General features: G+C 69.0%; 18 protein-coding genes and 2 pseudogenes. 8 read left to right on the plus strand and 12 right to left on the minus strand.

Annotated features, from left to right (window positions below; translation table 11 throughout):
- Nucleotides 1-369: 369 nt before the first annotated feature.
- Nucleotides 370-672 carry an AAA family ATPase gene (locus tag AB0I77_RS48850; protein WP_363289499.1) on the minus strand — a complete coding sequence of 101 codons (303 nt, stop codon included), beginning with the start codon at nucleotides 670-672 and terminating at the stop codon, nucleotides 370-372.
- Nucleotides 673-693: 21 nt separating this feature from the next.
- A pseudogene (locus AB0I77_RS48855) lies at nucleotides 694-1,208 on the minus strand (ISAs1 family transposase); the annotation flags it as partial.
- Between the two features lie 599 nt (nucleotides 1,209-1,807).
- Here AB0I77_RS48855 and AB0I77_RS48860 point away from each other — a divergent pair.
- Nucleotides 1,808-2,204 (plus strand): annotated as a pseudogene (locus tag AB0I77_RS48860) (NUDIX domain-containing protein); the annotation flags it as partial.
- A gap of 967 nt (nucleotides 2,205-3,171) precedes the next feature.
- Here AB0I77_RS48860 and AB0I77_RS48865 read toward each other — a convergent pair.
- Together AB0I77_RS48865 and AB0I77_RS48870 are read right to left on the minus strand one after the other, a co-directional pair.
- Nucleotides 3,172-3,537 (minus strand): hypothetical protein, encoded by a 366-nt coding sequence (locus AB0I77_RS48865; protein WP_363289450.1) that lies wholly within the window; start codon nucleotides 3,535-3,537, stop codon nucleotides 3,172-3,174.
- A gap of 14 nt (nucleotides 3,538-3,551) precedes the next feature.
- Complete coding sequence (locus tag AB0I77_RS48870) at nucleotides 3,552-4,805, minus strand: helix-turn-helix transcriptional regulator (RefSeq protein ID WP_363289451.1); 1,254 nt, start codon at nucleotides 4,803-4,805, stop codon at nucleotides 3,552-3,554.
- 666 nt (nucleotides 4,806-5,471) lie between these two features.
- Here AB0I77_RS48870 and AB0I77_RS48875 point away from each other — a divergent pair.
- The 3 genes from AB0I77_RS48875 to AB0I77_RS48885 all read left to right on the plus strand — a co-directional run bounded on the left by AB0I77_RS48875 (nucleotide 5,472) and on the right by AB0I77_RS48885 (nucleotide 7,715).
- A complete protein-coding gene (locus AB0I77_RS48875) occupies nucleotides 5,472-6,596 on the plus strand; it encodes a radical SAM protein (protein WP_363289452.1) in 1,125 nt (374 codons plus the stop codon).
- A complete protein-coding gene (locus tag AB0I77_RS48880; RefSeq protein WP_214903619.1) occupies nucleotides 6,593-6,757 on the plus strand; it encodes a hypothetical protein in 165 nt (54 codons plus the stop codon). Before AB0I77_RS48875 ends, AB0I77_RS48880 begins: the two co-directional genes overlap by 4 nt.
- 88 nt (nucleotides 6,758-6,845) lie before the next feature.
- A complete protein-coding gene (locus AB0I77_RS48885) occupies nucleotides 6,846-7,715 on the plus strand; it encodes a GNAT family N-acetyltransferase (RefSeq protein ID WP_363289453.1) in 870 nt (289 codons plus the stop codon).
- 66 nt (nucleotides 7,716-7,781) lie between these two features.
- Here AB0I77_RS48885 and AB0I77_RS48890 read toward each other — a convergent pair whose 3' ends face one another.
- Complete coding sequence (locus tag AB0I77_RS48890; protein WP_363289454.1) at nucleotides 7,782-8,582, minus strand: helix-turn-helix transcriptional regulator; 801 nt, start codon at nucleotides 8,580-8,582, stop codon at nucleotides 7,782-7,784.
- 118 nt (nucleotides 8,583-8,700) lie between these two features.
- On the opposite strand from AB0I77_RS48890, the gene AB0I77_RS48895 reads away from it, so the two are divergent.
- Nucleotides 8,701-9,435: an SDR family oxidoreductase gene (locus AB0I77_RS48895; protein WP_363289455.1), complete on the plus strand. Its 735-nt coding sequence runs from the start codon at nucleotides 8,701-8,703 to the stop codon at nucleotides 9,433-9,435.
- Nucleotides 9,436-9,471: 36 nt separating this feature from the next.
- Here the strand turns inward: AB0I77_RS48895 and AB0I77_RS48900 are convergent, their stop codons facing one another.
- The 7 genes from AB0I77_RS48900 to AB0I77_RS48930 form a co-directional block, all read right to left on the minus strand.
- The gene (locus AB0I77_RS48900; protein ID WP_363289456.1) at nucleotides 9,472-10,575 is read right to left on the minus strand and encodes a YihY/virulence factor BrkB family protein; all 1,104 of its coding nucleotides are present in this window, start codon (nucleotides 10,573-10,575) and stop codon (nucleotides 9,472-9,474) included.
- Between the two features lie 115 nt (nucleotides 10,576-10,690).
- Entirely contained in the window at nucleotides 10,691-12,145 is a 1,455-nt protein-coding gene (locus AB0I77_RS48905) for a HAMP domain-containing sensor histidine kinase (protein WP_363289457.1), read from the minus strand.
- Nucleotides 12,142-12,876, minus strand: a complete 735-nt coding sequence (locus tag AB0I77_RS48910) for a response regulator transcription factor (RefSeq protein ID WP_363289458.1) — start codon at nucleotides 12,874-12,876, stop codon at nucleotides 12,142-12,144. Before AB0I77_RS48910 ends, AB0I77_RS48905 begins: the two co-directional genes overlap by 4 nt.
- Before the next feature lie 139 nt (nucleotides 12,877-13,015).
- On the minus strand, nucleotides 13,016-13,219 hold the full coding sequence (locus AB0I77_RS48915; protein WP_363289459.1) for a hypothetical protein: 204 nt from the start codon (nucleotides 13,217-13,219) through the stop codon (nucleotides 13,016-13,018).
- Nucleotides 13,220-13,257: 38 nt separating this feature from the next.
- Complete coding sequence (locus AB0I77_RS48920) at nucleotides 13,258-14,385, minus strand: trypsin-like peptidase domain-containing protein (RefSeq protein ID WP_363289460.1); 1,128 nt, start codon at nucleotides 14,383-14,385, stop codon at nucleotides 13,258-13,260.
- Nucleotides 14,386-14,527: 142 nt separating this feature from the next.
- A complete protein-coding gene (locus AB0I77_RS48925; RefSeq protein ID WP_363289461.1) occupies nucleotides 14,528-15,550 on the minus strand; it encodes a LacI family DNA-binding transcriptional regulator in 1,023 nt (340 codons plus the stop codon).
- Between the two features lie 129 nt (nucleotides 15,551-15,679).
- Complete coding sequence (locus tag AB0I77_RS48930; protein ID WP_363289462.1) at nucleotides 15,680-16,486, minus strand: response regulator transcription factor; 807 nt, start codon at nucleotides 16,484-16,486, stop codon at nucleotides 15,680-15,682.
- A gap of 164 nt (nucleotides 16,487-16,650) precedes the next feature.
- Here AB0I77_RS48930 and AB0I77_RS48935 point away from each other — a divergent pair, with 164 nt between their 5' ends.
- Genes AB0I77_RS48935 through AB0I77_RS48945 form a run of 3 tightly spaced genes read left to right on the plus strand, consistent with a single transcriptional unit; the run spans nucleotide 16,651 to nucleotide 18,976 of the window.
- A complete protein-coding gene (locus AB0I77_RS48935; protein ID WP_363289463.1) occupies nucleotides 16,651-17,535 on the plus strand; it encodes an alpha/beta fold hydrolase in 885 nt (294 codons plus the stop codon).
- Between the two features lie 44 nt (nucleotides 17,536-17,579).
- A complete protein-coding gene (locus AB0I77_RS48940; protein ID WP_363289464.1) occupies nucleotides 17,580-17,834 on the plus strand; it encodes a MoaD/ThiS family protein in 255 nt (84 codons plus the stop codon).
- Between the two features lie 2 nt (nucleotides 17,835-17,836).
- Entirely contained in the window at nucleotides 17,837-18,976 is a 1,140-nt protein-coding gene (locus AB0I77_RS48945; protein WP_363289465.1) for a hypothetical protein, read from the plus strand.
- Nucleotides 18,977-18,992: the final 16 nt, after the last annotated feature.

Genomic DNA, 18,992 nt, shown 5'->3' on the forward strand with positions numbered 1-18,992 from the left:
AGCCTCACAGGGCCCTGAGCCGTCCGGTCCCTACGGATCTCGAAGTCCATTGCATCCCCTGAACTGGGGTGTTGCAACGACCACTAGAACCCAAGATTGGACCGGGCCCTTCATCTACCTGCGGTAGCGGAAAGATTTGAACCCTCGGTGACCTGCGCCACACTCGCTTTCGAGGTCTGTTCGTGCTGGTCAGGGGCGGGTTCGGTGCTGTTCAGGCCCGTTCATCCCTGTACCCCCGACCGTCGTGCGAACCGCTTTGAATGGCTCCGGACGGGGGTGAATGAGACGGAAACTGAGTCGGAGCACTGCTCCGCTGACCTGCGCATCAGTCCTTGGGCGGTCCGGAGCGCGACGCTTCCAGAGCTGCGATCACGGCCGCCGTGTCGCCGTCGTACAGGAGATGCGGTTCGTCTGCCTGAGGGGGATGAACCGGGTGCGGTACCGCTGTAGATCGCTCTCCGAAAAGTAGATCCCGTTGGGGTCGTCCGCGTGAAAATCATTGCGCCTGCTGATCCGCGCCCAAAGTTCGTCGTGGCTGGCCGCGAGATAGACGAGCACAGGGGTGGCTCCGGCGTCGGTGGCGATGGCTTGCCATCTAGCGCGGTCCTCCGGCGTCCAGAAGCCGTGGTCAACGACGACATCGTGCCCCGCCTTCAGGGCCCCGGCATTCAGGTTGGATGTCCAGGTTCCTGATCATGTGAGTCCGTAGAGAGCGAGGACGCGGTGCCGGTCGGCGTGGGCGCGTCGGGCGGCGGCGATGTTGGCCCAGTCGGCGAGCTTGAGGGCGGAACGGATCAGGTCGCGCAGGACGGCCAGGACAACAGGGGTGTGGTGGCGGCGGACCTGGCTGGTGTCCTCGCCGAAGATGGCATCGCGGCACCAGTGCACGGTGTTTTCCACGGTCCAGTGACTGCGGGTCCAGGAGGCGATCTCGGCGCAGTGGCCTGCTCGGCGGGCAGGTCGGTGATCGCGTAGACGGTCTCGGTGCGCCAGCGTTTCTGCCCGGCCACACGCCGCTTGCGCTGGATGCGCAGGACTTGGCGGGCGTGGGGGAACAACAGGTTGTTGACGGTGGCGACCTGGATGAGTCGGCGTTCGCTGCGGCCGTGGCAGGTGGAGTCGTCGCGGTGGACGACGGGGATGTCCTTCCAGGGCAGGGTGTGCAGCTGGCGGGCGAGCTTCTTCTGGTTCCCCTTGATCGTGAACAGGCTCCATGGCTACACCTCTCCCTTGAACAAGATTTCGAATGATGCGGACGCCCACACCGCATACGGCAGCGGAGACAATCAGGGCCCGTCGCGGAGACGGCTCCTCTCCTGCCCTGCCGATCACCGTGAACCGGGACAACCCACCTGAATGTCGGGGCCCTGGGGGATGCAACCATTCCCTTCGGAGTTGGAACCCCCGGAAGCCGACCGCGCGCTTGAGACCGTAGCCGCAGGCACTGACAATGGACCTGCCACTGATCGACCGTTAGCCGTAGCCAGTCGGCCCCGCACCACAACCGACACTAATTCGGGCCGGGAAAAGCGGGAAATCACGGGGAGCGCAGGCGCCGACGCCGCAGCCCGGCCGTTCGCCCATGTCAGCGCCCAAACCGGCCGCAAATGATCGCAGCTTCCCAAGCTGAGGCTCGATGCACCTCCTCCGCCACCACTTTGGACTCCTCCTGGCGCTTGGCCACTCCAGCCGGAATGCGGGTCACTCGCAGGACATCTCGTCAAGATGAGGCGAAAAGAGGTCGAACTTTGCGCCCACCTCCGGATCGGACTGAGATCCTAGAGACCGATCGAGAGGGTCCGCAGGTATGGAGTGGAAGACCCACGGTGAGCGACAGATCTACACCAACCCTTGGGTGAATCTGTGTCTGGTCGACGTCCAGCAGCCTGACGGGCGCAGGTGGGAGTACCACGTGGTTCGCCTCCGGCACCTGGCGGTGGCCGCGGTCATCAACGACCGGCAAGAGGTGCTGATGATGTGGCGGCACCGCTTCATCACCGACTCGTGGGCCTGGGAGTTACCCATGGGCTTGGTCGAAGAGGGCGAGTCTCCCGAGGATGGAGCCGGCCAACGGGATCACCGACTCGCAGCACCACGTCTTCCGTGCGGACGGCGCGACTTACGACGGTCCGCCTATGGGGAAGAACGAGTCCGACCGCATCGAATGGATCCCGCTCAGCGAGATACGGGGAATGATCGACCGCGTGCTCATGGATGAAGCGATCCGCTGACCGGTGGCAGGAGCTCCCGTAGCCGCGCCTCGAAGGCCAGGGCTACGGGCTCCTGCCTATGTGGGCTCCTCGGCGTACTGGCGCAGAAACTCCATGCCAGCGAAGGCGTTCGCCATCATGGCGGGCAGCTGCTTGTGGCTAAATGCCGGCACATCCCATTTGAGGAGTTACGGGAGACTGTTGACATGGCAAAGGAGTACCGAGTCGGGATCGTCTGCACCGACAAGGGCCAGCACGCACCGGTTCGCCACACGATGGCCCGGCGCGAACCTGATGGCAGCCACGGGATGACTCATGCGTTCAGATATTTTGCATCGCCCGTGCGGGACGCCGAACCTGGGTCCATGATGGGCCGCAGTTCGTACATCTTCAGGTGTCCCGCGTGCCCCCGTACTCCTCAGGTTGAGGCGACAAGGTGGTGGCAGATCGTAGACGAAGTGAGGGCTGCGGGCTTCACCGAACTGGATGTCTCGTTGCTACCATGAACCTGTTGCCATATGAATAGGGCAGCCCCTGGGCGAGGACGGGGTTACTTTCCAGTCGCTTGAGCGACGTTCGCCGTAAGCCCGCTCATCCGGTGGGTAGCTTCTAGCTGCCCACGGAGACTCCATGCAGGGCTTCATCCTCGACATCCTTGCCAATTTGGCGGCAAGTTCCGTCACTACCATGTGCGTTCTTGCAACCCACAACGCGCTCTCCCGCTGGCGTAGCCGCCGAAACCGGCGAGGTGACGGCAGCTAAGCACGAAAGCCAGCCGACTGTCGCCGCATCGAAACAACCACAGGAGCAAGGTGGCTGACAGCTAATCTGCGATGGAACGGCCCCCATCCAAGCACCAGGCTGGGGGCCGCTTCAGACGCAGAAGGCGAAGTGAACCCACAGCGCAGAGCACCCACACCGAAGGGCCCGGCAACTGACAGTCTAGGAGCGTTCGGTGTAGTCAGCTCAGCGCCTTCTCGATGGCCTCGAAGATGTCGGCGTCGGTCTCCTGCTGCCAGAACGGCAGTTCGGGCCAGTCGGCCACGTACCCGGGCTTCGGGTCCTCGAAGTGCTTGAACATCTGGGCCGTCCAGCACGTCGCGACGAAGCGACTCTTCTGCTCGCGGGACAGCCGTGCCGTGGTGCCGCCGCTGATCTCGATGAAGTGCCGAACCTGCTCGTAGACGGAACCCGCGGCCTCGCGCTCCCACTGCGGTGTGTCGTCCCACGGTGTGATGTAGCCGGCCTTCGGCTCTCCCGGGAAGTGCTGGTGGACTCCCGCGATCCAGGCTTCCCGAAACAGTCGTGCACCCTCGATCTGCGACATGCCTACCCCTCTCGTCACGGCGTGCTCAGAACGGCGATCTCCGCCCGCAGCTCCGCCACGCGGTGGTCGCGGTTCAAGGGACCGAACTCGTCGCACAGGGCTTGGAGTCTACGGGCGACGTACCCGGACCCGGAGGATCGGACCAGTTCGATGGCTTCACTGCTGTACGCCACAACCTGTTCGACGTCACGCCGCTTCGCACCGATGGCGGCCAGGTCGATGAGCACTGCTCCGCGTCGCCGGTACGACTGCCCGGACGCCAGAGCTGTCTGCTCCAGGGCATCCCTCAACGCGTTCTCCGCCAGGTCGAGACGGCCGAGCCGCACGTAACGCGACCCCCGTTCCTCTGCCAGACGCGTTCCGTCGAATCGGAGCCATCCGCCGTTGACGCTGTCCGCAGTGAGGTCGCGAACGGCCTCTGCCCGGTCCATCGCGCGCTCGCACGCGTCCAGGTCACCAAGGCCGGCACATGCCTCGGCTTGGACGGAAGCGACCCAATGCCGAGTCGAGAGGTTGCTGTCCCCTCGGTCGGCCAGTCGCTCGGCCGCGCCAAGCATCTGCGCGGCCTGCCGGTACCGCTGCTCGGACATGTCCACGTAGGCGTGACGGACGAGCGCGCATGCCCACAGGTCGTACGCCTCGGCGTCCTTACTGACCGACGCGGCGAGCGAGTACGAAGCGGCCGCGTCGGAGTACCGATTGCCGTCGAACGCCACCTCACCGGCCAACTGAAAGAGGTCGGCCGCCGCGCTCAGTAGGGCCCGCGCACTTCCACGGTTGCTTGCCAGCACCTCGTTCAGGGTCGTCAGTTGGTCCCGGACGACGGGATAGACAGAGCCCTTGGAGCGGGCCAGTTGGTAGACCTGCCAGAGGTGTCTGTTCATGCGCGCGAAGTCGGCGGGCACTCCGCGACGGACGCCCTCGGTCAGGGCCTCGGCCTCCTCGACCGGCAGGACGGTCAAGGCCCCGCTGACAGTCAGTATGCGGAGGAACTCACGGCGGATCATTTCGTCGGTGTCTCCCGCGCTCGGGGCGTCACTGGACTGGTGCCCGGCAGCCTCCTGGCCTGGGGCTCGTGGCGGCTTCAGGAGGATGTCCAGCTCTTGGAGGCTGACTTCGAGGGCGGCGGCCAAGGCCCGTCGCTGGGGCGGCTGAGGAGCGACTTTGCCGCCTTCCCAGCGGCCGACCGTTGTGCGGTCCACGCCGAGTAACTGGGCCAATTCCTCCTGACTGTAGCCCAGGGCCCTGCGTCGTTCCGCCAGTTCCATGGCGCCCCTTTCCCGCGGCTTCGGGCCCCTTCGGTGCCCGTGCACGGATCTGCGTCAAGACTGCCGCATTGATGCCGTGGAGACCTCCGACTCCTGGCGCTTTCCTGGATGTTGCCCCGGACGAGCAGCGGGATTCACAGAGGAGTTCGGTCATGACCACGAGAGGCGAGCCTCTGGCACGCGAGCCGGACGGGAACACGCGGATGCAGCGCCTGGGTGCTGAGCAACGAGTCCTCATGACTCTCAGGGTCTCCCGTGACTCCGGCCGGACTTGGGGCCAGGTGACGGAGGTATGGGAGGACAAGAATCCGGTGATTCCTGACAACCCCGTTGGCTTTCCGCCATGCACGTGCCCGCGCTGCACGGACCACTCCCCGCACTCCGCAGCCTCCCCTGGGGTGGAGTCGTGATGCGGTGCACGCACTGGCGCCAGGCGCCCCTGGACTTGGTGCGGGAAGCACGGGACAGGTCGGCCGTGGATGCGTCGAAAGGGCCGTGCAGTGCCGCGAGTACGGGACCCGCTGGGCGGGGGCTGGGCGGCAGCGGCGCCAACTCGTCCGGCAAGACCTGTGGCACCTGCAACGGGCTCGGCGAGATCCACCGCCGCGCCGGCCGTCGGGGCGCACGCGTGCTGTCGCGTTCCATGATCCGGAAGGAGGGCCACTGATGGCCCACGCTCTCATCGCATCCCCGTTCCTCGACGGGCATCTGTTCCTCAAGCCCGGAGCGAGGGCCGGGGCCCGCCTTCCCGCCGACCACTACGAGGGCATCCGGCAGGCTGCCGCCGACGGGGAGGCTCTGCCTGCCTGGGCGGTGCGGACCGCTGCCGACGTGTGGGGAATCGACCTGAAGGGCCGACCCGCGCAGGGCACGGTGCTGGTGCGCGAGCTGTCTCCGTACGGCTTCTGCCGCGCCTCCTGGGAGATCAACCTCGGCTGCAACTTCGGCTGCAAGCACTGCTACCTCGGCGAGCGCCCCTTCTCCGGGCTCGGCTGGGAGGACAAGGTGCGGCTGCTGGACATCATGCGCGAGGCCGGTGTCCTCTGGCTCCAGATCACCGGCGGTGAGCCCACCATGGACCCTCACTTCCAGGGCGCCTACCGGTATGCCTGGCTGGCCGGGATGATGCTCACCATCTCCACCAACGGCTCGCTGCTCTGGCGCCCGGACCTCCTCAAGCTCTTTCGCGACTGCCCGCCGTACCGGTTGGTCGTCAGCATGTACGGGGCGAGCGAGGAGTCCTTCGACACGCTCACCCAGCGCCGTGGCGCGTGGAAGGCGTTCCGGCGCGGCATGGACGCCGCACGTGAGGCGGGCCTGCCGTTGCGTATCAACGTCGTGGTGACCGAGGACAACGCGGCCGAGGCCGACGAGATGGCCGCCCTCGCCGAGAAGTGGAACGTCGAGAACCACGCCTACACGAACATGACGCCCACGATCTACGGCGGCGGTGAGCCGCTGCTCGCCCAGTCCGCCACCCACCTGCGGCAGCGCAAGCCCTTCGCCGGCTGCAACGCGGGGCACACCTTCTTCCACGCCGACCCGCACGCCCGGGTGTCGATCTGCAAGGTCGGCCGGGACAACCAGATCGACCTCATGGCCGAAGGCGTCGACGGCCTCACCCGGCTCGGCACCATCGCCGACCGACTCATGCTTCGCACCGGAGGGTGCGAGGGCTGCGCCCTGTCCGGCACCTGCCGGGTCTGCCGCCCCCTGGCCAAGCACTACCAGGAGGCGAAGGCACCGCTGCACAGCTACTGCCAACACGGAGACAAGGAGAACGGATCATGACCCCGCCCGTACTGGTGACCCTTCTGCCCGGCCCGCCGACCTCGGCGCGCCGCGCGGCACCGCCCGTCGCCGCCCTCTCGGTGACCGCCGTCCTGGACTTGGACGACGTCGTGGAGAGCGCGGAGTGCTCCTGCGACGCCGGCGACGACAACCCCCACTGACCGACACAACCCAATCGGTTCCGCTCAGGCCCTGGCGTGTTCGCGTCGGGGCCCGAGCCCTGACGCGCCGACCATTAGGGTGCCGCTCATGTTCTTCCGCTGGGACTGGCTCCGGCCCGTATTGACCGCGCCGATCGTGCCGACTCTCGGCCCCGTCCACCCGCACGTCCTCACCGTCGACCTCTTCGAGGACACGCTGCGAGCAGCCGTCACCGATCGGTCCTTCCTTCACTACGACAAGGACCGGCGCTGGAGCAGCGAGAAGGACGAGACGGTCCTTGGCGGCGACGTGGTTCACCAACCCGGCCACACCCTCATCCCCACATTGACCCGGCGTGGGCGCGGCACGGTCAAGGTCTTCGCCTACGGGCACCACGGGAGCGTCGTAGACGAAGCCGCCGAACTGGCCGTGAAACTCGCCGCCGTGCACGATGCGGTCAACGCCCGAGTCGTGCACCCGCTCGGCCCCGAGACCGGATCCCCGCGCGGCACCCGCATCCAGCTCCAGGACTTCACCGCCCGCCCGTGCCCCGACCCCGGCGGCCCGGTCCGCCCCGTCGCCGACTGGCCGACCGCCGTGCAGGAGACCTTCGCCCCGTTCGCCACCGCTATGGCCGCCGATGGGCTGGCCTTCCTGCACGCCCAGATGCAGGCCGGCCTGTGCGGCCCGGTCCTCGCCGCCGCCGTAGAGCACCGCATCGTGGGCGCGATCGGCCCCATGGAAGTACGTCCGGACGCGATCGGATGCCCTCAGCTCATGCCCCAGTACTTCGCCGTCCTGCCCGAGGCCCGAGGACGGGGCCTGGGCCGCGTCCTGTGGCGGGCCGCCATGTACTGGGGCCAGTTCCACGGCGCCGCCTACCAGCTCCTCCAGACCGAGGTCGGCGGACCCTCCGACCGGCTGTGCCGAACCGAAGGGCTGATCTCCCTCGGCTTCAGCCACACCACACGGGCGTAGCCGCCTGATCTCGCCCGCCGCGAGGTGCCAACCGATTCGGCGCAGCGCTGGGGCGGTCGGCAGAGCTCAACCGCCCGATTCCCGAGCGTCGGAATAGATCACCAGTGTCTGTTCCGGCTGTTCGGCCACATGAAACGCCGTATACGCGTACTCGACCACCCCACGTCCCGGACACCGCAGCCGTTTCCGTCCGCCATGCCGGGCCTGTACGTCGTACCGCGGCCACCAGGCGCGCATTTCCGGGCTGCCCGTGTGCAACTCGTCGATGAGGCGGGTGTAGCGCGGGTCGCCGGGATGGCGTCCGGCCAGGGTGCGCAGCCGGGCCAGCAGGGCGCGGGCCTCGGGCTCCCAGTCGACCAGGAAGTCTCTGGCCGCAGGTTCGAGGAACACCCAGCGGACGAAGTTCGGCGGCCGGTCCGGTGTCGTGGTGAGGTTCGGGAACAGTTCGTGGGCTGCCTGGTTGTGGCTGAGCACGTCGTAGTTGCCGCCGATGATGTACGCCGGGTGCGACTGGATCAGGAGCGGGACGGCCGCCATCTCGGCGGCGAGCGGCTCGGGTCCCTCGGCTTCGGGCGCGGGTGTCCGTCCGGCGAGCCGGAAGAGGTGACCGCGCTCGTGCGGGTCCAGTCGCAGCACCGAGGCGAGGGCGTCGAGCACCTGATCCGAGGCGCGGATGTCCCGGCCCTGCTCGAGGTACGTGTACCAGGTGGCGCTCATCCCGGCGAGCAGGGCGAGTTCCTCCCGGCGCAGGCCCGGCGTCCGGCGTCGGCCGGTTGGTGGCAGGCCGACCTCATCGGGAGTGATCCGCTCTCTGCGGCTGCGCAGGAAGGCGCCCAGCTCATCGCGTTGAACCCGCTGTTCGGGCATGTGGATGGCACCTCTGGTTCCAGAATAAACGCGCTCTGTATACCAGGCTAAGGCCGCCGCAGACTGATGTCCTACCCAGCAGGGCCCAGCAGGACCCAGCAGGAAGAAGGAAGACATCATGTCGGGAATCGACGGCAAGGTCGTGGCGATCACGGGGGCCAGCAGCGGTATCGGCGAGGCGACCGCCCTGCTGCTCGCCGAGCGAGGTGCGCGCCTCGTCCTGGGGGCGCGCCGGTCCGAGCGTCTCGCGGATCTGGTGGCCCGGATCGAGAAGGCGGGCGGCGAGGCCGTGCAGGCCCGCACCGACGTCACCCGAAGGGACGACCTGCACGCCCTGGTCGCGCTGGCCGGTGAGCGATTCGGCCGCCTCGACGTGCTGGTCGGCAACGCCGGGTCCGGCACGATCTCGCCTCTCGACGATCTGCGCGTCGACGAGTGGGACCAGATGGTCGACGTCAACATCAAGGGAGTGCTGCACGGAATCGGCGCCGCGCTGCCGGTGTTCCGGGCGCAGGGCACGGGCCACTTCATCACCACCGCTTCCACGGCCGCGTTTCGCGTCGCGCCGGCCATGGCGGTCTACGCCGGTACGAAGTTCGCGGTCCGCGCCATCTGCGAAGGCCTGCGCCAGGAAGCCGGCGACTCCCTGCGGGTGACCACCGTCTCGCCCGGAGTGGTCGACACCGACTTCACCGGGGCCTCGACGAATGAGGAGGTCAGAGCCCAGATCATGGGGCTCCGGCCGATCGCGATCCCGCCCGACGCGATCGCCCGGGCCGTCGCGTTCGCGATCGAGCAGCCTGCCGCCGTCGACGTGAACGAGATCGTCGTCCGGCCCACCGCCCAGAAGTGATGCCCGAAGAGAAGTGATGCCCAGAAGTGAGGCACCTCAGGATTCAAGGCGGCGACGGTCCTCCTCGTCCCACTTGCGGGTGTCGCGCGGCCGCACATACGGCTCCTTCTCGGCCGGGTGACCGCCCGCGATGGCACGCTGGCGGGCCATTTCCGCGTCGAACTCCAAGCCGAGAAGGATCGCCAGATTCGTGATCCACAGCCACACCAGGAAAATGATCACGCCGGCGATGGCGCCGTAGGTCCTGTTGTACGAGCCGAAGTTCGCCACGTACAGCGCGAACCCGGCCGAGGCGATCATCCAGATCACCAGCGCCAGGACACCGCCCGGCGTGATCCAGCGAAAGCCGCGGACCCGCGCGTTCGGTGTCGCCCAGTACAGGATCGCGATCATGACCGTGACCAGGACCAACAGCACAGGCCACTTGGCGTACGACCACACCGTCAGCGCTGTGTCGCCGATGCCGAGCGAGGTGCCCACCTGCCGCGCGAGGGCGCCGGTGAACACGACGATCAGCGCACTGACCACGGCCATGACCATCAGGACCACCGTCACGCCGACGCGAACCGGCAGCACCTTCCACACGGGGCGGCCCTCGGGGACGTCGTAGACCGCGTTGGCACTTCTGATGAACGCGGCTACGTAGCCGGAGGCCGACCACACCGCGAGCACCAGGCCCACGACCGCCATGACCGAGCCGAGGCCGGCGTTGCCCTGCATCTCCCGCACCGCGTTGCTGAGAACATCCCGAGCCGCCCCCGGGGCGAGAGTCTGGATGTTGTCCAGCACCTCCCGCGTCGCCGACTGTCCGACGATCCCGAGCAGCGAGATCAGCGCCAGCAGTGCCGGGAACAGCGCCAGGATCCCGTAGTAGGTAAGCGCCGCGGCCCGGTCGGTCAGCTCATCCTTCTTGAACTCCCTGAGGGTGCCTTTCAGCACCGCGCCCCAGGAGCCTCTGGACATGTCCGTCGGAGTGTCCGGCTCCCTCCGCTCCACCTGCTCGTCCGGCCCGGCGACCGGGGCCTCCGGTGCTTCCGGCGCCTCCGGTGCCCTCGCGGTCTCGGCCTTCTGGTCGGCCGTGCCGCGCCCGCCGTGCCTTCCATGCCGTTTCAGGGTTCGCCGTTTCAGGGTTCGTACCATGCGGCACGAGTATCCGGCTGAGCACCAGGCATGCTGGCATTTGCGACATATCTGGACGATGCGACGGCTACGTCGGCCTGGTCCCCGTCCGTGACAGCAAGGTCCCGGTGGTCGGCTACACCTCGGACGGCGGCGGCGTCGGCGCCCCCGGCAGCCGTACGGTCACCACGGTGCCGCCGCCCTCCGCGAGGCCCAGGGTGATCTCGCCGCCGGACTGCTGGACCGTGCGGGCCACGATCGACAAGCCCAGACCTGACCCCGGCAACGCACGCGCGCTGGGGGAGCGCCAGAAGCGGTCGAAGACGTGGGGGAGTTCGTCGGCGGGGATGCCGGGGCCGTGGTCGCGGACCGTGAGGACGCCCCCGCTCAGCTGCACCTCGATCGTGCCGCCGTCCGGGCTGAACTTCACCGCGTTGTCGAGGATGTTGACCACCGCGCGTTCCAGGGCGGCCGGTTCTGCCCGTACGTACCAGGGCTGGAGGTCGGCGGTGATCGTCAGCTCCGGGCCACGGAGGCGGGCCCGGCGCAGGGCCGACTCCACGGTGTCCTCCAGCGCGATCACCTGGACGCGTTCGCCGTGCTGGCCCTCCGAACGGGACAGCTCCTGCAAGTCACCGATCAGCGCGGCCAGTTCGGTCATCTGCGCCTTCACCGAGGCCAGCAGGGCCTTGCGGTCCGCCTCCGGGATGGGGCGGCCGGTCTCCTCGCTGCGGGTGAGGAGTTCGATGTTCGTGCGGAGAGACGTGAGTGGCGTGCGGAGTTCGTGGCCCGCGTCGGCGATGAGCTGTTGTTGCATCTCGCGGGAGCTGGCCAGGGACGACGTCATCGAGTTGAAGGAGCGGGAGAGGCGGGCGATCTCGTCCTCGCTGTCCTCCTCCACCGGGATGCGGATGTGCAAGTCATCGGTACGGGCGACGTGTTCGACGGCTTCGGTGAGCTTGTCGACGGGGCGCAGGCCCGCGCGGGCGACCGCGAGACCGGCGGCCCCGGCTCCGATGACTCCGATGCCGGAAACGAGGAGTAGGATCAGGGCCAGCTCGTTGAGGGTGGACTGGGTTCCCTTGAGGGGGACGGCCACGACGAAGGCGTAGTCGGCGACCACGCCCTGAGTGACGGGGCCGTCCTTGATGATGACCGGGGTCGTCAGTACGCGTACCGCGTTGCCGTCGCTGTCGGTGCCGTTGCGCAGGATGCCGGAGTCGGGGTCGGGGTCCTTGGCCACGGCCTTGTCGCCGTCGGTGATCTTCACTTGGGCCGTGGCGCCGGGCCAGAGGCAGATCTTGCCGTCGACATTGACGAACTGCCCGTAGCTCTTGAGCCGTCCGATGCCGAGCGTGTCCGACGACGGTTCCTGGAGGCAGGTCTTGGTGATCCGGGTGAACTGATCCGCCGGCAAGCCGTGGAACGACGACTGCAAGTCGTTGTCCAGCTCCTCGTACAACTTCCCCTGCACAATGAACCAGCAGGTCACCGAAACCGCCGCCACCGCGAACGCCACAGCGGCAGCGACGAGCATCGCCAGCCGCGACCGGATCGGCAACGACCGGAACCGGCGCAGAACCTTGTTCACTCCGCCCCGCCCTGCCGCAGCACATACCCCACGCCCCGCACCGTGTGCACGAGCCGCGGCTCGCCGCCCGCCTCGGTCTTGCGGCGGAGGTACATGACGTACACGTCGAGGGAGTTGGACGACGGCTCGAAGTCGAAGCCCCAGACCGCCTTCAGGATCTGCTCACGGGTGAGGACCTGGCGCGGGTGCGCCATGAACATCTCCAACAGCGTGAACTCCGTACGGGTCAGCTCCACCTGCCGCCCGCCGCGCGTCACTTCCCGCGTCGCGAGGTCCATGCGCAGGTCGGCGAAGGTCAGCGCCTCGTCCTCCATGGTCCCCGCCCCGGCCGCCGCCGCGTACGAGCTGCGACGCAGCAACGCGCGGACGCGGGCGAAGAGTTCGTCCAGTTCGAAGGGCTTGACCAGGTAGTCGTCGGCGCCCGCGTCGAGTCCGGTGACGCGGTCGCCGACCGTGTCGCGGGCCGTCAGCATAAGGATCGGTGTCGTGTCGCCGGCGCCGCGGATGCGGCGCGCGGCGGTCAGGCCGTCCATGCGCGGCATCTGGATGTCGAGGACGACCAGGTCAGGCTGGTACGCGGTCGCCTTCTCCAGGGCGTCCGCGCCGTCCACGGCGACCTCCGTGTCGTACCCCTCGAAGGCGAGGCTGCGCTGGAGTGCTTCGCGCACCGCCGGCTCGTCGTCGACGATCAGGATGCGCTGGGTGTCACGGTCGCCTTCGGCGGGGCTCATGGGCTTCGGGTTCCTCGGATGCGGTGGGACGACAACGGGCTGAAAGGTACTGAAGGGGGCTGGCGCGCTGAACGCCTTCAGCCTCGCATGTTCCCAGCTGGTGCTGAAGAAAGAGCTCGGTAGAAAGGGCTCGGTGGGATCAGCCGCGTACGATACGGCGGCGGCTGCGCGCGGCGGCCTTCGCGCGGCGACCTGTCCCGTTCCCGGGGGCGACCGCCACCTCCGGCACTCGCGTCTGAGGCGCCCGCGTCTGCGGCGTGTGCAGTTCGTACGCCACCTCAAGGGCCAGGGTGAACCCGGCCGGGTCGGTGCCGGCCACCTCGTGCGAAACCTGCTTGATCATGACGTACTCCTACTGGTCGGAGGGGGTCAGCCGGCGGGTCAGCTGCCGGAGCCGCCGGCCCGCAGCGTGGCCAGGTCGGACTTGACGGTGTTGATCGGGATGGCGAAGCCGAGGCCCACGCTGCCCGCGCTCGAGGAACTGGTGGCGTCGGTGGCCGAGTACATCGCGGAGTTGATCCCGATGATGTTGGCGTTCATGTCGATCAGCGCGCCGCCGGAGTTGCCGGGATTCAGCGAGGCGTCCGTCTGGAGCGCCTTGTACGTCGTCGTCGAGGAACCGGTGTCGCCGTTGAACTGCTGGCCGCCGAACTCGAACGGCCACTGGCCGTTGCCGCCGCCCTGCCCCTGCTGGCTCTCGTCGGTGGACACCGTCACGTCACGGTCCAGGGCGGAGACGATGCCGCTGGTGACGGTGCCGGTCAGGCCCTCGGGGGAGCCGATCGCCACGACCGTGTCACCGACCTGCACCCCGCTGGAGTCGCCGAGGGTGGCCGCCGTCAGACCGGAGGCGTTCTCCAGCTTGATCAGGGCGAGGTCCTTGGCGGGGTCGGTGCCGACGACCTTCGCGGTGTACGTCTTGCCGTCGCTGGTGGTCGCCTTGACCGTCGTGGCGCCGGAGACGACGTGGTTGTTGGTGATGATCTCGCCGCCGCTGGTGATGATCACGCCGGAGCCGGTGGCCTCGCCGGAGGACGAGGTGGCGTTGATCTCGACGATGCTCGGGCTGACCGCCTTGGCGACCCCGGCGACCGTGCCCTTGTCGGCGGAGGGCACCACGGTGGTGCTGGTGCTGCTGGTGGTGACCGTGTCGTTGCCGGTCAGCTCCTGGATGCCGTACGCGGTACCGCCGCCTATGGCCGCGGCGACGATCGCCACGGCGGCGAGCAGGGCGAGCGGGCCCCGGGTGCGCTTCTTGGGAGCGGGAGCGGGAGCGGGTGCCCCGGGCTCGGCCGGGGCGGTGGGCAGAACGGCGGTGGCCGTTCCACCGCCGTCACCTGATCCGCCCTGCGACGGCCACACGGCGGCCCCGGGCTCGACGGCGACCGGCTGCGCGGGTGGCTGCGCCGGCGGGGGCGGCCACTCGGGGTTCACGGGCGAAGAGGCGTGCTGCTGGTCGCCCTGGTACGGGTTCTCGTACTCGCCGCTGCGGCGGAAGCTCTCGGTCATGGCGATAAGCCTGTCGCCCAACCATGAGAGCTCCCTGAGTGCTCCCTGAGAAGCCCGGCAGAACCTCGTTCGTCCGATATAAAGACGCTTCTCGCGGATTGGCGAGCTCTCTCAGACGGCCTTCACGAAGGCTGGCGAGAGCTCACGCGCACCCGCAGGACCGCCGCACCACCAGCCGCGAAGGAAACACCTTCAGCCGCTCCCGCTTGGACCCCGCCACCCGCACCCCGTCGTCCAGGACGAGGTCCACGGCGGCCCGCGCCATGGCGGACCGGTCCGAGGCGATCGTGGTCAGAGGCGGGTCCGCCAGGGCCGCCTCCTTGATGTCGTCGAAGCCGATCACGGCCAGCTCGCCGGGCACGTCGAGGCGCAGCTCGCGCGCCGCGCGCAGGGTGCCGATGGCCTGGTCGTCGGTGGAGCAGAAGATCGCGGGCGGCCGCTGGGGGCCGGAGAGGATGCCGAGCGCTACGCGATAGGCGTCGTAGCGGTTGTACGGCGCGTCGAAGAGCCGGCCCTCGGTGGGGATCCCGGCCTCGTCCATCGCGCGCCGCCAGCCCCCGACGTGGTCGGAGACCGGGTCGCCGACGGCGGGGGTCTCCGCGGTGCCGCCCATGCAGGCGACGTACTCGTAGCCGTGTTCCAGCAGATGGCGTACGGCGAGATGGGCGCCGCCCAGGTCGTCCGTGACGACGGCGACGTCGTCGATGGCCTCGGGCCGTTCGTGCAGCAGCACCACCCGGGCGTCCCAGGCGTCGATCTCGGCGGCTGCCAGGTCGTTCAGCTGGTGGCTGACGAGGATCAGACCGGAGACCCGCATGCCCAGGAACGCCCGCAGGTAATGGGTTTCTCGCTCGGCGATGTAGTCGGAGTTCCCGACTAGCACCATCTTTCCGCGCTCCACCGCGGCCTGTTCGACCGCGTGCGCCATCTCCCCGAAGAAGGGCTGGCGCGCGTCCGGCACGATCAGGCCTATGAGATCGGTGCGCCGTGACGCCATCGCCTGGGCGACCCGGTCGGGCCGGTACCCCAGTTCCTTGATCGCGGCGAGGACACGCTCGCGCGTGGCCGGGGCGACCGGCCGGGGTCCGTTGTTGATGACATAGCTGACGACGGCGGTGGACGTCCCCGCCAGCCGCGCCACATCATCCCTGGTTACCTTGGCCACGCGCGGAGTCTACGCGGATGGAACGGCTCTGGGCAGGCCGTCGAGCTGCCTGTTTGTACGGATGCGGTGTCCGCTTGTACGCAAGCGGTGCCCGCCCCGAGCCTCTTCCATGCCTCCGCCACGCCTCCGCTATGCCTCGGCCGGCATCTCCGTGCCGTCCAGGGCGGCCGTCTCGTCGGCTTCCTCCGGGTTTGCCGGGGCGGAAGCGGTGGCCTGACCGCTGCCGGGCTTGGCCTTCGCCTCCTCCGCGGTACGGTCGCCGCCCTTCTCCGGGGTGACGAAGCGATAACCGACGTTCCGGACGGTCCCGATCAGCGACTCGTGCTCGGGGCCGAGCTTGGCGCGCAGGCGTCGTACGTGCACGTCGACCGTCCTGGTGCCGCCGAAGTAGTCGTAGCCCCAGACCTCCTGAAGCAGCTGCGCGCGCGTGAAGACGCGGCCCGGGTGCTGGGCGAGGTACTTCAGGAGCTCGAACTCCTTGAAGGTGAGGTCGAGGACGCGGCCCTTGAGCTTGGCGGAGTAGGTCGCCTCGTCGACCGACAGGTCGCCGTTGCGGATCTCCATGGGGGAGTCGTCGTTGACGATCTGCTGACGGCCCATGGCGAGGCGGAGACGGGCCTCGACCTCCGCCGGACCGGCGGTGTCGAGGAGGACGTCGTCGATGCCCCAGTCGGCGGTGACGGCCGCGAGGCCGCCCTCGGTGACGACGAGGATGAGGGGGCAGCCGGGGCCCGTGGAGCGCAGCAGCTGGCACAGGCTGCGCACCTGGGGGAGGTCACGGCGGCCGTCGATCAGGATGACGTCGGCACCGGGGGTGTCGACGAGGGCGGGTCCCTCCGCCGGAGCCACACGCACGTTGTGCAGTAGCAGGCCGAGCGCGGGAAGCACCTCCGTCGACGGCTGAAGGGCATTGGTCAGGAGCAGCAGAGAGCTCATACGTCTGGTTCCTCCTCGGTCCCTGCGAGGACGTTTGCGGTATTGCTCTGCGATCCCGGGGCCCGTACACCTGCGGTTTCCCGCCTCGTATACAACGCTTCCGAAAGCACAAAAGGACTCGGGGGCCACGCTGCCCGAGTCCTCTGCCGAGCAGAATAGCCCACATGAGCACTGATGCGGCAGGTCATGTGGCGCGATCAACCGTTCGTCCGCACTCTGAGACGAGCAGACATACCCCTATACGGACGTTTCTGCACACCACCGATGGTGTGACGATCGATTCCGTATACGACCCGAGTGACGTCGTATACGACGCCTCGGGGCCACCTGCCGTTGACCTGGTGTTCGTAATCGCCCATGGTTTCACCGGCGATGTGGACCGCCCGCATGTCCGGCGGGTGGTGCGGGAGTTCACGCGGCACGGGGCGGTGGTCACGTTCTCTTTCCGAGGTCACGGGGCCTCCGGCGGGCGCTCCACCGTCGGCGACCGCGAGGTGCTCGATCTCGCCGCCGCGGTGTCCTGGGCACGTGAGCTCGGGCACACGCGCGTGGTCACCGTCGGCTTCTCCATGGGCGGCTCGGTCGCGCTGCGGCACGCCGCGCTGTACGGCGTGAACGCGCCGGCTCAGGAGCTCAGGCACGAGGGGCGCACGGAAGCGGCACCGGACGCGGTGGTCTCGGTGAGCGCTCCCGCCCGCTGGTACTACCGGGGTACGGCCCCTATGCGGCGCCTGCACTGGCTGGTGACGCGCCCCGCGGGCCGCCTGGTGGGCCGCTACGGATTCCGGACCCGGATCCACGACGAGGAGTGGGACCCGGTGCCGCTGTCCCCGGTGGAGGCGGCGGCGAGGATCGCCCCGACCCCCTTGCTGATCGTGCACGGCGAACTCGACGGCTACTTTCCGGTGGACCACCCCCGGATGCTGGCCGCCGCCGCCGGTGACCACGGCGAACTCTGGCTGGAGCCCGGTATGGGCCACGCGGAGCACGCCGCCGCCGACGAGCTGCTGTCCCGCATCGGGGACTGGGCGGCCGCACACGCGGGCTAGCCTGGCCGGGTACACACGATTGATTCAGTCGATTGAGGAACCGGATGGCAAAGGTCACAGTGCGCTACTGGGCCGCCGCTAAGGCCGCGGCCGGGATCGCCGAGGAGCCCTGCGACGCGGCCACGCTCGCCGAGGCGCTCGACGACGTGCGCGAGCGGCACCCCGGCGAACTCGCGCGCGTCCTGCGGCGATGCTCGTTCCTCATCGACGGTGACCCCGTGGGCACCCGCGCACATGAGACGGTACGGCTGGCCGACGGCGGCACGGTCGAGGTGCTCCCGCCGTTCGCAGGAGGGTGACGATGACCGACCAGCCGTACGAGAACGGGGCCCCTTATCAGGGCCACCAGGGGCAGCAGGGCCACCCGGGTCAGCAGGGATACGACCCGTACTGGCAGCAGGCGTACGAGGATCCGCAGGCCGCTCAGCAGTACACGCAGCAGTGGCAGGGGCAGACCTGGGAGACGCAGGTGCAGCAGCAGCAACAGCCGGTCCCGGCGGCCGAGACCGCGTACCTGCCGCAGCAGGCGCCCGCGCAGACGCCGTACCCCGCCTACCAGGCCGAGGCCGCCTACCCGGCCCCGCAGCCGCAGGCCCCGCAGCCGCAGGCCCCCCACGTGGCGGCTCCCGCGGCCGAAAAGGCCGCTCCTACCTACGGCCCCGCCACCGTCGCCGGCAACGCCCGGATCACCGACGCCCAGCGGGCCCGGCTGGAGGGCCGTTCCCCGATCATCGAACCCGGGATGCGGCCCGCCGCGCTCACCGCGCTGCTCGGTCTGCTGCTGTCCGGTACGGCGGCCATCGGGTCGTACGCCCTTCTCGTCCCGCTCGTCGTCCTCCAGGCAGTCACGGCGGCCGGCTGGTTCCGGCTGAACGGCATGTGGCCGGCCCGGCAGGGCATCGCGCTGGCGTTCCTGGGGGCGCTGGTGGCGGACGCCGTGCTCCTCGCGGCCGGCCGGGACAACGGGCCTGCCGCGATCCTCGGCACGCTCGGCGTGTGGGTCCTGCTCTCCCTCGTCCTCCAGCTGCGCTCGCACGCCGACCCGGACGAGCGGATGTACGGCCTGATGGCGGCCGTCGCCTCCGCGGCGCTGTCGATCATCGCGGCCGGGCACCTCGCGGCCGAGGCGGACGCGGTCACGGTCGGCGCGGCCGCGGTGGCGGTCGCCGTCCTGGCCCGCGCCCTGCCGCTGCCGACCCCGGCCTCCGTGATCGTGTCCCTGCTCGCCGCGGCGGGCACGGGCATCGCGGTCGGCGGGGCGACGGGCCTCGGCGCGAAGGGCGCCCTGCTGGGCGCGGGCGCGGCGGTGTGCGCGCTGATCGGCCACCGGGTGGCGAGCTACGACTATCCGTCGCGGTTCGTGCACTTCACGGCGGGGGTCGCGCTGCCGCTGACGGCGGCCGCACCGGCGGTGTACGTGCTGGGGCGGGCGCTGGGTTAGTACCAGCACGGGGCCC

Source organism: Streptomyces sp. NPDC050619, from assembly GCF_040654815.1.
GTDB lineage: Bacteria > Actinomycetota > Actinomycetes > Streptomycetales > Streptomycetaceae > Streptomyces.